The sequence below is a fragment of the Frateuria sp. genome, assembly GCF_035943815.1.
Taxonomy (GTDB): Bacteria; Pseudomonadota; Gammaproteobacteria; order Xanthomonadales; family Rhodanobacteraceae; genus Frateuria_A.
In genome coordinates this window covers 90827-103896 of sequence record NZ_DASZBU010000006.1, presented here as the reverse complement: position 1 = coordinate 103896, position 13070 = coordinate 90827, and the positions used below count along the sequence as shown (strand labels likewise).

Genomic DNA, 13070 nt, shown 5'->3' with positions numbered 1-13070 from the left:
CCACCCATGGTGCCGTGCCGTGCCGCGGCGCTCAACCGCCCGCCAGCACCGCCCGCAGCCGGCTGCGTGTCAGCGGGCCGAAGCGCAGCTGCTCGCACAACGCGTCCAGGTCGCCCTTGCCCGTGCCGCGGCGCAGGGCATCGGCGGTGGAAGCCACTGGCGCGTCCAGCGCGATCCGGGTCAGCCGGCGGTACAGCAGGGCCAGCTCGGCATGCTCGCGCAGCCGCGCGGCGCAGGCGGCGGCACCGCGGATGCGCAGGAATGCCACCTCCTCGACCCGCTCCAGCAGCACGTCCAGGCTGCCGAAGTGGGCGAGCAGGCTGGCGGCGGTCTTGGCGCCGATGCCCGGCACGCCGGGTATGTTGTCCACCGCGTCGCCGCACAGGGCCAGGTAGTCGGCCACCTGGTGCGGGTGCACGCCCAGTTTCTCGTGCACGCCGGCCGGTCCCCAGCGATGGTTGCGGGCGAAGTCCCACTGTTCGTCGTGCTCGCCAAGGAGCTGGCCGAAATCCTTGTCGGCCGAGACGATCACGCTGGCCAGGCCGTGCCCGCGCAGGCTCCACAGCGCGCTGCCGATCAGGTCGTCGGCCTCGTAGCTGTGGTCGATCAGCACGCTGACGCCCAGCGCCTCGGTGATCGACCTGCACAGCACGAACTGACGCTCCAGCTCCAGCGGCGGCAGCTCGCGGTTGGCCTTGTAGGCCGGGTAGATCGCATTACGGAAGGAGCTGGTGAGCGAGGCGTCGAAGGCCACGGCCACGTGCTCGGCGCGGGTCTTCTCCAGCAGCTCGCACAGGAAGCGGGCGAAGCCGTGCACCGCGTTGACCGGGTGGCCATCGGCGTCGTGGAACGCATCCGGCATGGAGTGCCAGGCGCGGAATACGTACAGGCTGCCGTCGATCAGGTGGACGGTCTCCGCGGCCGGGCCCATCGCGCTTACGGCGCCCACGTGGAAAGCAGATCGTCCAGCGCGGGGCGGTCGCGGTCGGGCACGTCGATCTGCGGCGTGCCGATGTGCACGAAGCCCACCACCTGCTCGTTGGCCGCCAGGCCGAGCAGCGCGGCCACTTCGGCATCGTAGGCGGCCCAGCCGGTCAGCCACTGTGCGCCGTAGCCCATCGCGTGCGCGCCCAGCAGCAGGTTGTAGGCCACGCAGGCGGCGGTGTTCACCTGCTCCACCGGCGGCACCTTGCTGTCTTCGGTCAGGCGCGCGACCACCACCAGCACCAGCGGCGCGAAGGCGTAGCGCGTGCGCTCCTTCTCGCGCTTGGCCTCGGAAAGCTCTGGATCGCGTCGGATCGCACGCTCCGCCAGCCGCTCGCCGAAGGCGAGCCTGGCCGCCCCGCACAGTTCGATCAGCCGGAATGGCACCAGCTTGCCGTGATCGGGCACGCGGATGGCGGCCTCCAGCAGCGCGCGCAGCGCCGCCCCCTCCGGGGCCGGCGCACCGAGCTGGCGCGAGGGAATGGAATGGCGTTCCAGCAGCAGGGACAACGGATCGGGCATGGGAGACGGGTGCGGAAAGCCGACATCCTACACAAGCCAGCCCCGCGTCGGCTCACCCGGAGCGCGAGACGGCCAGCACCCACGCCTGGCGCGCGGGCAGGCAAGGCTCGCGCCACCGCCGCACGGCTGCTAGTTCGCCGGCAGAGCGAAGGCGCCGGGCAGCAGCGTGCCCACGGTGGTGCGTTGCATGTCCCCGGCGAGGTTGCCCAGCAGCACAGGCATGCCGGCGTCGCACAGTTCGGCCATCACCTGGCGGCAGGCGCCACAGGGGCTGACCGGCTCTGGTGTGTCGGCGATGACCGCCAGCTGGGAAAAGTCCCCGGGCCGGCAACCGGCCGCGATGGCGCTGAACAGCGCCGTACGTTCGGCGCAGTTGCATAGGCCGTAGGCGGCGTTTTCCACGTTGCAGCCGGTGAAGCTGCGACCATCATGGGTGAGCAGCGCGGCGCCGACCTGGAAATTCGAATACGGCGCATAGGCCTGCTCGCGTGCCTCGCGGGCCGCGAGCATCAGCGGGTCGACGGCGGGAAGCGGCATGGGTTTGGACACGAGGGATCTCCTGCAAAGACCCCGTGCGCGCCGCTGGCGGCGCTGCCGGTGGGCCAGTCTACTGCGGCCGCCGTCGCGCGGGTCAAGCAGCCCGCGTGTGCCGGCCCCCATCGGCTAGGATGGCGCATCGGGCACCGGGGGACACGCATGACGATTACCGTGGGCGCATTGCGCGAGACGGCCGCCGGCGAGCGGCGGGTGGCGATCACGCCCGAGGTGGCGAAGAAGCTGCGCGGCAAGGGCGTGCGGGTGCTGCTGGAGCGTGCCGCCGGCGCGGCCGCCGGTTTCCCCGAGTGTGCCTACGCCGATGTGGAGTTCGCCGGCGCGGCGGAGGTGCTCGCCCAGGCCGACCTGCTCGCCTGCGTGCTGCCCCCGCAGGATGCCGTCTACGGCCAGTTGCGCGAAGGTGCGATCGTGGTGGGCCAGTTGCGGCCGCACGGCGCCGCCGAGCGCATCGCGGCGCTGGGCAAGCGCCGGCTCACCGCCTTCGCGCTGGAGCTGCTGCCGCGCACCACCCGCGCGCAAGCGATGGACGTGCTGAGTTCGCAGGCCGCCGTGGCCGGGTATCGCGCCATGCTGATCGCCGCAGAAGCCTGCCCGAAGTTCTTCCCCATGCTGACCACTGCCGCGGGCACCATCCGGCCCTCGCGGGTGCTGGTGATCGGCGCCGGCGTCGCCGGCCTGCAGGCCATCGCCACCGCGCGCCGGCTCGGCGCGCAGACCGAGGGCTACGACGTGCGTCCGGAGACGCGCGAGCAGGTGGAGTCGCTGGGCGCGAAGTTCCTGGACCTGGGCGTCAGCGCCGCCGGCAGCGGCGGCTACGCGCGCGAGCTTTCCGCCGAGGAGCGCGCCGCCCAACAGCAGGCGCTGGCCGAACACCTGAAGCTCGTCGACGTGATCGTCAGCACCGCTGCGGTGCCAGGCCGCCCGGCCCCGAAGATCATCACGCAGGCGATGGTCGAGGGCATGAAGCCCGGCGCACTGGTCGTGGACCTGGCCGCCGAGGGCGGCGGCAACTGCGAGCTGACCCGGCCGGGTGAGCGCGTCGAGCATGCGGGCGTGAGCATCCTCGGCCCGTTGAACCTGCCCGCGGGCGCGCCGCTGCATGCCTCGGAGATGTACGCGCGCAACGTCTACAACTTCGTCGAGCTGATGCTGCGCGACGGGACGCTCTCGCCCGACTTCGGTGACGAACTGATCGCCAAGACCTGCCTCACGCGCGAAGGCGAGCCGCGACCCTGATTCGTCGGTGATACCACTGCCGGGGCAGGCCTTGCGCCGTGATCCAGCGCATGCCCCATTTCCCGAAAGACGGACCCGGGTCAGTGTCCCGGAGGCCGAGGCGGTGGCGGATGGTCGAGCCCCTGCAACCGCTGTTCTATCGTCTGCGAGCGCCACTGGCGCAGCAGACGTTCGCGCTGGTCCGGCGGCAGGTGCTGGAAGCGCTCGTAGGCATCGTGCAGGCGTTCGCGCTGGCCCGGCGGCAGGTGGTGGAACTTGTGCATGTTGGCCCGCGCGCGCTGGCGCTCCTCGGGCGTCATCTGCTGCCAGCGGGCGATGCGTTCGCGGATTTCCTGGCGGCGGTCGGGTGGCAGGGTGACCCAGTGTTCGGCGCGCTTGAGCATGTGCGACTGCTTGCGCGGCGGCATGGTGTCCCAATCGTTTCGTAGCGGCGCGAGCACTTCCTGCTGGGCAGGATCCAGGCTGCGCCACGGGCGCGGTGCCGGCAGCGCGGCATTTTCGCCGGATGGCGAGGGAGGCTGCGCCTCCTGCGCGTGCAATGGCGCAAAGGCGATCAGGGCGAGCAGCAGCGGTAGAAGTGCGAAGCGCGTCATGGGTCAGTGCTGCGGCTGGGCGGTGTCGTTGGCGGCGAGCCAATCGTAGAAGTCGAGGTTCTGGTAGAGCTGCGGATCGGCGCTGTCGGCGTCGGGCGGCAGTTCCACATCCGCATCGGCGGTCTGCGTCGCGGAGGCCTCTTGTGGCGTGGCGCTGTCGGCATGCCGCAGCGGCTGCCAAATCATCAGTGTGGCCAGCGCGAGCACGGCGAAGGCACCGGCCGGCAGCAGCAGGCGCGAGGTGAACCGATGCGGTGCCGGATGCGAGGCGGCAAGTGCCTGCCGGCGTGCCGCGCGCAGGCGCTCGGCCGTGGACGGATCGAGCTGCCGGCCGGCTTCCAGGTACAGCGCGCGGGCGCGTCGGGCGAACTTGTCGGAATCGGGCGTCATCGCCAGTCCTCCAGTTGGTCGCGCAGGTGGTGCATCGCACGCGACAGATGAGTCTTGACACTGCCTTCGGAGCAACCCATGGCTTTGGCCGTGTCGGCCACGTCCAGGCCTTCGAGCATGCGCAGCAGGAACGCCTCGCGCTGGCGCTGGGGCAGGCGCTGTACCGCGGCGGAGATCTCGCTCCACGCCTTGCCGTCCTCCAGCCGCTGAAGCGGGCCGGGGGCAGTGTCGGCCGGTGCCCAGGCAGGCAGGTCCTCGCCGTCCTCGTCGCGGCCGCCGAGCCAGCCGACCACGATCGAGCGTACCTTGCGCCGGCGCTGCAGGTCGACGATGCGTCGGCGCAGGATGCCCCAGAACAGCGGCGTCCACTCCTGCGCGGGCTTGTCGCGGTAGTGCCGGACCAGCCGCAGCATGGCGTCCTGCACCGCGTCCAGCGCGTCCTCGCGATGGCTGAGCTGCAGTTCTGCCAGGCGGAAGGCGCGGCGCTCGACGTCGGCCAGGAACGCATCCAGGGTGGCCGGTGCGGCGTGCGCATCCGGCGCCAGCAGGCGGCTGTCGAGGGTGCCGGCGAGGCTATTCATGGCGTCGAGGTCCGCGTCATCTGCGCCCTGGCCCGGTTGCGAAAGGATCGGATGCATCAACGCGACAGGCTCGCACGGGTTGACCTGCGACCGTATGATGCGGCGACAACCGCTCGGCGGGGCGCGCGGACGGGGGGAGAGGTCATGCTCGACGGGTTCCTGGCGCTGTACATCTTCATGCTGGCGGCCTTCACCGGCCACGAGATCATCGCGCGTGTTCCGGTGATCCTGCATACGCCGCTGATGTCCGGTTCGAACTTCATTCACGGGATCGTACTGGTCGGCGCGATGATCGCGCTGGGCCACGCGCAGACGCCGCTGGAAATCGGCATCGGCTTCGTCGGCGTGCTGCTGGGCGCCGGCAACGCGGCGGGCGGCTACGTGGTCACCGAGAGGATGCTCGAGATGTTCAAATCCAGCCGCCCGGGCGGCCGGGGGACGCACTGATGACCTGGCTGCCGGGGGCGATCCAGGCCTGCTATTTCCTCGCCGCGCTGCTGTTCATCTTGGGGCTGAAGCGCATGAGCTCGCCGCGGACGGCGCGCGGCGGCATCGTGTGGGCCGGTGTGGGCATGGCGCTGGCGGTGGCGGCCACGTTCGCGCTGCCCGGGCTGGCGCACCGTGGGCCCATGCTGGCCGCGCTGATGCTGGGCACCGCCGCGGCGTGGTGGTCGGGCCGACGCGTGGCGATGACCGCGATGCCGCAGATGGTGGCGCTCTACAACGGCATGGGCGGTGGCGCGGCGGCGGCCATCGGCGCGGCCGAGCTGGTCGGCTTCTCCGGCGCGGCGGTGACGCTGTTCGGCGGTGGGCAGTTCACCGCCGGCGGCCATACGCCCGGCACGGCGCAGCTGGCGCTGGCGGTGCTGGGTGCGCTCATCGGCGCGGTGAGTTTTTCCGGTTCGCTGGTCGCCTTTGCCAAGCTGCAGGGCTGGCTGGACCGGCGCTTCACTTTTCCCGGCCAGCGCGTGGTCAACCTGCTGGTGCTCGCGTTCGCCCTCGTGCTGGGAGCCCTGTTGGTCGCTGGCGCGCTCCGGCCCGGCCTGATCGCGATCTTCTTCGCGCTGGCGCTGGTGTTCGGGCTGATGATGACGTTGCCGATCGGCGGCGCCGACATGCCGGTGGTGATCTCGCTGTACAACGCATTCACCGGCCTGGCAGTGGCGTTCGAGGGCTTCGTGCTGGGCAACGAGGCGATGATCATCGCCGGCACCGTGGTCGGCGCGGCCGGCACGCTGCTGACCCAGCTGATGGCCAAGGCGATGAACCGCTCGCTGGGCAACGTGCTGTTCGGCAGCTTCGGCGCCGCGGCCGGCGCGGCGCAGGCGATCGGCGGCGCGCAAAAGCCCATCGAGGCGGCGGACGCGGCGGTGATGATGGCCTATGCCGAGCGTGTGGTGATCGTGCCCGGCTACGGCATGGCCGTGGCGCAGGCGCAGCACAAGGTGTGGGAGTTTGCGCGGCTGCTGATCGAGCGCGGGGTCAAGGTGAAATTCGCCATCCACCCGGTGGCCGGCCGCATGCCCGGCCACATGAACGTGCTGCTGGCCGAGGCGGGCGTGCCCTATGACCTGATCGCCGACATGGACGAGATCAACCCTGAGTTCCCGAGCACCGACGTGGCGCTGGTGATCGGCGCCAACGACGTGGTCAACCCGGTGGCCAAGACCGATCCGGCATCGCCGATCTACGGCATGCCGATCCTGGACGTGGCGGCCGCAAGAAACGTCATCGTGGTCAAGCGCGGCAAGGGCACCGGCTTCGCCGGCATCGAGAACGCGCTGTTCTACGCCGACAACGCGCGCATGCTCTATGGCGACGGGCAGGCGGTGGCGGCAGAACTGGTGGCGGCGCTCAAGACGCTGGAAGCCTAGGCGGGCCGCCTACGGAGCTCGTCTGGTCCGACGGCTGGCCAGCCACGCTGCAAGCAGCGCGCCGCCCAGGGTGAAGGCGATATCGACCGGCCGCACGGCCAGTCGCGCCAGCACCAGCAGCATCGCCGGACCGGCCCCGCGCAAGGCGTCGAGCAGGCCGATGCCCATGGATCCGGCGATCCGCGCAGCAGCGGTGAGCATGTCCACGTAAATCGCCGCCAGCACCGTCGCGCTGGCGGCCAGCGCAGCAGCCGCCCGGCCAGCCGGGCGCACCCAGCTTCGTACCGCCAGCGCCAGCAGCCAGCCGGCCAGCAGGGCGAGCGCCGGCAGCGGGCGTCGCAATGCCATCGTCGGCAACATCCAGACGGCGCCCGCGGCGAGCCCCAGCATGGCCGCGCTGAAGGCGGCGAACAGCGCGGAAATCAGGCGCACGAGCGGGGGCTGGGCTGCGGCGGGTGGTCGGGAGCCATGCGGTTCCTGCGGTCTTTGGCGAACGTGGATGATAACCGCGCAGTCGTCCCGTCCGCCCGGATGTCTTGAGATCGGCAACGCGGGCCTGATCTTGATCAGCGGCCCGCCGCCGTGGCGCGGCATAATAGAGCGCTTCCCGCGGCCGTGGCCGTGGCCTCGACGGATTTCGGCAGGATCGGCATGAGTGGCTTCAGTCTGAGCAGCGAACCCTTCACCCTGGAGCGCGATTGCGCGGCGGTGATGGTGCCGCAGGGCGAGAGCGTGACGCTTCCCGCCGGCCAGATCGGCTACATCACGCAGGCGCTGGGCGGCAGCTTCACCGTCTACGTCGAGGGCAACCTTTTCCGCATCGCCGGCGATGATGCCGACGCCTTGGGCAAGGAGCCGCCACCGCCGATCGAGCTGGCCGCCGACGCCAGCGACGAGGACGTGGAAAAGCTGGTGTGGGAGCAACTGCGCACGGTGTTCGATCCGGAGATCCCGATCAACGTGGTGGAGCTCGGGCTGGTCTACGACGTGTCGATCGATGCGCTCGCCGACGGCACGCGCAAGGTCTACGTCAAGCTGACCCTGACCGCGCCCGGCTGCGGCATGGGCGACATCCTGGTGGACGACGTGCGCACCAAGCTCGAATTGATCCCCACGGTCGGCGAGACGGACGTGGACCTGGTCTTCGATCCGCCGTGGAACCACTCGATGATGTCGGATGCGGCCAAGCTCGAGACCGGCATGCTCTAGCGTTCCGGCGCCATCTCGCAGCACCGAGGCCCGGCATAAAGCCGGGCTTTGCGTTTCGGCATGGGCGTGATGCCCGGTAAGCGTTGCTGTGACGCCCCTTCGCGGCGAGGCCGCCGACATGTCGCGGACCGCCCACAGCACGGCCCACCTGCCCAACGGCGGCAGGTCGTGCGCCAGCAGCAGATGTACCGCGGAGTGCCAGTGTACGGCCGCAGCGTCGCGGTGGAAGCAGGACGCGCAGGGCAACGTGCTGCGCGCCAGGGCGAGCAGGCGATCGATCCCCTCGCTCGGACGCGTCACGCGCGCGGCTGGATGGGGAACGCAAGCAAAGGGCTGGCTTCGGCCGGCCCTTTTTCATGGGGACTCTTCTCAACGGCCCGGACAAACGCACCAAGGCGCGACACCCTCGATGGCGGCGCAAGGTCTTGTGTTTAACCAACGTTTAGGCATGTCCGCGTGCATGCAAAACCTTCACGCGAGCGCGAAGCGATGCCCCGGAGGCCTTGCGCCGGCTTGTTCGACCGATGCCGTCGAACAGCTCTTGTCGCCTCGTTAACGCACTACATCACACTTGCGTACACGAAGGTTTTTTCGATATCGGCCGAGCGCTTCTCCCCTACGAAAAAGTCCAATTGTCCGGGTCGATTTGGCCCGCCTATCGTCAAACCATTCGTCGGCGGGGAGGTTGACGGATGGTTCGTCCCGTTTGCGTGCCGCTCTCTCCAGTCGCACCAGACGGGCCCCGATCGCTGCTGAAGGACCGCAGGGGGAACTGCCGGCTCGGGGCATTGGCGCAACTTTAGGGCACACCAGCTAGTTCGATTGAACTGTGGCATCAGCCGCAGCAGGTCTTCTCGTCCTCAAATTCGGAGCAACCATGAAAAGCAGCTTGATGAAAGCCATGGCCTCAGCCGTGCTGAGCGTGACCGCGGGATTTGCGTTCGCGGGCAGCGGCGTGGCGGGCCACGTCGGCAGTTCCAACGCGCAGGACTCGAATGCGCAGACCGTCAACCCGTACTCGCCGCGTTACAAGCATCTTTATCGCCACGGCGCCGTGCCGACCCGGGAGGCGCATGCACGGATGAAGCAGTACGAGGCGGCCCATGCCCTGACCACCAATGCCGCCACCGGTACCGAGACCCTGAGCTATGGCGGCGGCGTGGACGGCATCGGCGTCACCAGCGGTACGCCCAAGGTCTACCTGGTGGTCTACGGCAACCAGTGGGGTACGGCCAGCACCGGTTCGGATGGACTGATGCACCTATCCGGCGACGCGGTCGGCGCAGTGCCCTACCTGCAGAACCTGTTCAAGGGCCTGGGCACCGGCGGCGAGCTGTGGTCCGGCGTGATGACCCAATATTGTGACGGTCCCTCGGTATCCAGCGGCGCCACGTTCTGCCCGTCCGGTGCGCCGATGATCGGCTATCCCAGCGGTGGCGCCTTCGCCGGCATCTGGTACGACAACTCGGTCGCCTCGCCCTCGCAGGCTACCGGTGCCCAGCTGGCGCAGGAAGCGATCAAGGCGGCGCAGCATTTCGGCAACACTACCGCGGCCTCCAACCGCTACGTGCAGTACGTAGTGCTGTCGCCTTCGGGCACACACCCGGACGGATTCAACACGCCGAGCGGTTCGTTCTGCGCCTGGCACGACTGGAACGGTGACCAGAGCGTCTCCTCGCCGGTGGGCGACGTCGCCTTCACCAACATGCCGTATGTCTACGACATGGGCTCCAGCTGCGGCACCGGCTCGGTCAACGGCAGTTCCTCGCAGGGCAATCTGGACGGCTTCTCGATCGTCGAAGGCCATGAGTACGCCGAGACCGTCACCGACCAGAACCCGGCCGGCGGCTGGACCAACCACACCGGAGACCCCACCCACAACGGCCAGGAAAACGGCGACGAGTGCGCCTGGATCAGCTCCGGCCAGGGCGCCACGCAGAACGTGGTGATGGGCAACGGCAGCTATGCCATGCAGAGCACCTGGTCCAACGACACCAATGAATGCGACATCTCGCATCCGATCGTGGGCGGCGGCGGCAGCAGCACGCCGGTGGCCAACTTCGGCGAGACGATCAGCGGCCTGACAGTGAACTTCACCGACAGCTCGACCGACACCGGCGGCACGATCAGTTCGCGTTCGTGGACCTTCGGCGACGGCGGTACCTCGACCGCGACCAATCCCAGCCACACCTATGCCGCGGCCGGCACCTACAACGTCTCGCTGAAGGTGACCGACAACCTCGGCGCCACCAACACCAAGACGCAGTCGGTGACGGTCTCTGGTGGCGGTGGCAGCAGTCAGCTGCTGGGTAACACCGGGTTCGAAACCGGTACGGCGGCTCCCTGGACGACGACCGCTGGCGTGATCGACAACAGCAGTTCGGAGCCGGCGCACAGCGGTTCGTGGAAGGCCTGGATGGATGGTTATGGCAGCAGCCATACCGACACGGTCTCGCAGCAGGTCAGCATCCCGAGCGGCAAGACCTCGGCGACGCTGCAGTACTACCTGCACATCGACACGGCCGAAACCGGCTCGACCGCCTACGATCACCTGTACGTGCGGGTCTACAACACCTCGGGCACGCTGCTTGGCACGCTGGCGACGTTCTCCAACGTCAATGCCGCTGCCGGCTACACCGTGCATACCGCGAACATGTCCAGTTACATCGGCCAGACGGTGGTGCTGAAGTTCACCGGTACGGAGGATGCGTCGCTGCAGACCTCGTTCGTGCTCGATGACGTGACCTTGACGGTGCAGTAAGGCAACACGCGCGAAAGCGACGAGGGGCCGCTTGCGGGCGGCCCCTCGGTTCGTTTTTGAGGGATGGCTCTCAGGCCTGCTCGAAGCGGTTGGCGTCGCGGTTCTTGCGCACCTTGGCCGGATCCCACACGCGGCCGTTCATGGTGATGTATACGCCGTCGGGCAGCGTCTGCACCGCGGCCACGGCGCAGCCGATGTTGAATACGGCATCGGAGCCCTGGAAGCGCGCCGGGTTGAGCGCGCCGGTCAACACGATCACCTTGCCGGGAATCGACGCCAGTTCGCGCGCGGTCTCCACCATGGTGTCGGTGCCGTGGGTCACCAGCACGTGCCGGTGCGGCTGCGCCTCGATGGTCGAGCGCACCAGCGCCCGGTCCTCGTCGGACATGTGCAGGCTGTCCTTGCGCAGGATCGGGATCACGTCGAAGGCGAACGCCACCCCGAGCTGGCTGAGGATCTCGCCGATCTGCGGCGCGCCGATCTTGTAGTCCGACTTGTCGTCGAAGTAGATCTTGTCGATGGTGCCGCCGGTGGTGACGATGGTCAGGTGCTGCATGGTGGCCGGGAACCAGGAGTGGGAGGCGTAGTTTAGCGGGAGTCCTGCGGCCGCGATGGCTGCCGGGCTCAAGCGGGTTGCCGCGGCTCACAGCAGCAGGCGCGTATCGGCCATGTCCGGGGCAATCGTCCGGTCCAGCCCGTGCGCCACGAAGCGGCGCAGGGCGGCACCGGCGCGCATGTCGCCGCGTTCGCGGGCGAAGGTCGACTGCCGCGCGAGCAGGGCAGCCGCCGCGCTGCGGGCAAGCGTGAGCGACAGCCCACGCGCCGCCGCTTCCAGTGGGGTGCGGTCTTGATGCAGCGATTGCAGCTGCTGCGCGGCGACGTCGAGTGCGGCATGGATGGGCGCCAGCGTCTCGGGCTCGTGGCTGCCGCCGATCCAGCCACCGGTCGCCGTGCGCAGTGCCGGCAGGCCCTCGCCAAGCGCGCGCAGGCTGTCCAGCGCCAGCACGTTGGTGGTGCCTTCCCAGATCGGGTAGACCTGTGCGTCGCGCAGGAGTTGCGGCAGGCCGGTGTCCTCGATGTAGCCCGCGCCGCCGAAGCATTCGAGCGCCTCCGAACACAGCGCCACGGCGAGCTTGCCGGTCCACAGCTTGGCCAGCGGCGTGAGCAGGCGCAGCAGCGCCGCCTCGTGGGGCGCGGCCTGGCCCTGTTCGACGCGACCGAGCAGCTGCACCACCTCGAACGCCAGTGCGAACGCGCCCTCGAATTCGGCGCGCATGTCCGCCAGCGTCTGCGCGTGCAGCGGCTGTTCGATCAGCGGCCGGCCGAAGGCCCCGCGGCGCGCCGCGTAGTCGCAGGCCAGCGCCAGCGTGCGGGCCATGCTGGCGACTGCGCACACCGCGTTCCAGGTGCGGGTGACGTTGAGCATCGGCGCCACCTGGCGCACGCCGTTGGCGAGCTCGCCCAGCGGCCAGGCGGGCAGACCATCGAGATGGATCTCGGCGGTGGGCAGCTCGCGCGTGCCGAGCTTGTCCTTGAGGCGGTCGACGACCAATTGCGGCTTGCGTTCTGTGCCGTCCATCGTCTCGACGTAGAACAGCGCAAGGGCCGCCGCGCCCTCGCCGTTGCCCTCGGGCCGCGCCAGCGCGAGCGCAGCCTCGCCGACGACCGCCGAGCTGAACCACTTGCGGCCGTGCAGCCGCCACTGGCCGTCGGCACCCTGGCGCGCGACGGTGCCGGTGCCGCCGACGTCCGAGCCGCCGGCCGTCTCGGTCATCCATTGGCCGCTCAGCCAGAAGGCGGCCGGATCACGGCTGAGGAAATGCGGCAGCGCGCGTTGGATCAGCGCCTGGTTGCCGGACGCGCGCAGCGCGGCGATGGCGCCGTCGGTCATCGCCAGCGGGCAGGTATAGAACTCGCTGGCGAGGTGATACAGATAGACGCGGGCGAACTGTTCCAGCCGCGCGTGTGCGTGCGGTTCGTGCCCGGCGGCGAGGATCGCGTGGCGGGTGGTCAGCCCGGGGCCTTCCTGCCAGGCCGCGGTCAGTTCGATCCGGTCCACGCGCCGGCCCCAGGCGTCCCACTGCGTCAGTACCGGCGTGCGCGGTGTGCTGCGGCGCGCTCGCTCCCAGGCCAGTTGCGCGTAGTCGCCCAGTGCGTCCAGGTCCGCATCGAGCGCGCTACGGCGTTCGGGCGGGACCACCCGGTCCAGCAATGCCAGCAGCGTGCGGTCGTTGCGGTAGGGATGGACCAGTTGCGGCGCGGTCTGCAGGAAGTCCATGGCGCGCTCCGACGGTGCTATGCGGGTCAGTATAGGCACCCGTAGTAGGCGGAGCGTGCGGCGGCGCACCGCCGGTTCGCAGAAACG

Annotated in this window: 15 protein-coding genes; 6 read left to right on the top strand and 9 right to left on the bottom strand. The window is 69.5% G+C overall.

All coding sequences use genetic code 11. The annotated features are described in order from the left end of the window. Positions 1-31 precede the first annotated feature (31 nt). From VGU65_RS03970 to cdd, 3 genes are all read right to left on the bottom strand, one after another. Positions 32-931, bottom strand: a complete 900-nt coding sequence (locus VGU65_RS03970) for a 5'-3' exonuclease (RefSeq protein ID WP_327473265.1) — start codon at positions 929-931, stop codon at positions 32-34. A 5-nt stretch (positions 932-936) separates the two neighbouring features. Further along, positions 937-1506, bottom strand: coding sequence for a nitroreductase family protein (locus VGU65_RS03965; RefSeq protein WP_327473070.1), 570 nt, complete (start codon positions 1504-1506; stop codon positions 937-939). 129 nt (positions 1507-1635) lie between these two features. Next, positions 1636-2043 carry a cytidine deaminase gene (gene cdd / locus VGU65_RS03960; protein WP_327473263.1) on the bottom strand — a complete coding sequence of 136 codons (408 nt, stop codon included), beginning with the start codon at positions 2041-2043 and terminating at the stop codon, positions 1636-1638. A 159-nt stretch (positions 2044-2202) separates the two neighbouring features. Between cdd and VGU65_RS03955 the strand changes: the two genes are divergently transcribed. Continuing rightward, positions 2203-3297 carry an NAD(P) transhydrogenase subunit alpha gene (locus VGU65_RS03955; protein WP_327473069.1) on the top strand — a complete coding sequence of 365 codons (1095 nt, stop codon included), beginning with the start codon at positions 2203-2205 and terminating at the stop codon, positions 3295-3297. Positions 3298-3377: 80 nt separating this feature from the next. Here VGU65_RS03955 and VGU65_RS03950 read toward each other — a convergent pair whose 3' ends face one another. The 3 genes from VGU65_RS03950 to VGU65_RS03940 are packed head-to-tail and all read right to left on the bottom strand — an operon-like array spanning position 3378 to position 4861. Beyond that, the gene (locus tag VGU65_RS03950) at positions 3378-3890 is read right to left on the bottom strand and encodes a DUF3106 domain-containing protein (RefSeq protein ID WP_327473068.1); all 513 of its coding nucleotides are present in this window, start codon (positions 3888-3890) and stop codon (positions 3378-3380) included. A 3-nt stretch (positions 3891-3893) separates the two neighbouring features. Continuing rightward, the gene (locus VGU65_RS03945; protein ID WP_327473067.1) at positions 3894-4280 is read right to left on the bottom strand and encodes a DUF3619 family protein; all 387 of its coding nucleotides are present in this window, start codon (positions 4278-4280) and stop codon (positions 3894-3896) included. Further along, on the bottom strand, positions 4277-4861 hold the full coding sequence (locus tag VGU65_RS03940) for an RNA polymerase sigma factor (RefSeq protein WP_327473066.1): 585 nt from the start codon (positions 4859-4861) through the stop codon (positions 4277-4279). Before VGU65_RS03940 ends, VGU65_RS03945 begins: the two co-directional genes overlap by 4 nt. A 144-nt stretch (positions 4862-5005) precedes the next feature. Here VGU65_RS03940 and VGU65_RS03935 point away from each other — a divergent pair, with 144 nt between their 5' ends. Together VGU65_RS03935 and VGU65_RS03930 are read left to right on the top strand one after the other, a co-directional pair. Then, positions 5006-5308: an NAD(P) transhydrogenase subunit alpha part 2 gene (locus tag VGU65_RS03935; protein ID WP_291195831.1), complete on the top strand. Its 303-nt coding sequence runs from the start codon at positions 5006-5008 to the stop codon at positions 5306-5308. Continuing rightward, positions 5308-6735, top strand: coding sequence for an NAD(P)(+) transhydrogenase (Re/Si-specific) subunit beta (locus VGU65_RS03930; protein WP_327473063.1), 1428 nt, complete (start codon positions 5308-5310; stop codon positions 6733-6735). The genes VGU65_RS03935 and VGU65_RS03930 overlap by 1 nt, the downstream gene beginning before the upstream one ends. A 9-nt stretch (positions 6736-6744) precedes the next feature. On the opposite strand, the gene VGU65_RS03925 is transcribed toward VGU65_RS03930, so the two are convergent. Continuing rightward, the gene (locus tag VGU65_RS03925) at positions 6745-7167 is read right to left on the bottom strand and encodes a hypothetical protein (protein ID WP_327473061.1); all 423 of its coding nucleotides are present in this window, start codon (positions 7165-7167) and stop codon (positions 6745-6747) included. A gap of 219 nt (positions 7168-7386) precedes the next feature. On the opposite strand from VGU65_RS03925, the gene sufT reads away from it, so the two are divergent. From sufT to VGU65_RS03910, 3 genes are all read left to right on the top strand, one after another. Continuing rightward, complete coding sequence (gene sufT / locus VGU65_RS03920; protein WP_327473060.1) at positions 7387-7944, top strand: putative Fe-S cluster assembly protein SufT; 558 nt, start codon at positions 7387-7389, stop codon at positions 7942-7944. 60 nt (positions 7945-8004) lie between these two features. Next, entirely contained in the window at positions 8005-8379 is a 375-nt protein-coding gene (locus VGU65_RS03915; protein ID WP_327473261.1) for a hypothetical protein, read from the top strand. 442 nt (positions 8380-8821) lie between these two features. After that, on the top strand, positions 8822-10705 hold the full coding sequence (locus VGU65_RS03910; RefSeq protein ID WP_327473058.1) for a PKD domain-containing protein: 1884 nt from the start codon (positions 8822-8824) through the stop codon (positions 10703-10705). Between the two features lie 70 nt (positions 10706-10775). On the opposite strand, the gene VGU65_RS03905 is transcribed toward VGU65_RS03910, so the two are convergent. After that, on the bottom strand, positions 10776-11261 hold the full coding sequence (locus VGU65_RS03905) for an asparaginase domain-containing protein (RefSeq protein ID WP_327473057.1): 486 nt from the start codon (positions 11259-11261) through the stop codon (positions 10776-10778). A gap of 87 nt (positions 11262-11348) precedes the next feature. Then, a complete protein-coding gene (locus tag VGU65_RS03900) occupies positions 11349-12983 on the bottom strand; it encodes an acyl-CoA dehydrogenase family protein (RefSeq protein ID WP_327473056.1) in 1635 nt (544 codons plus the stop codon). Positions 12984-13070 lie beyond the last annotated feature (87 nt).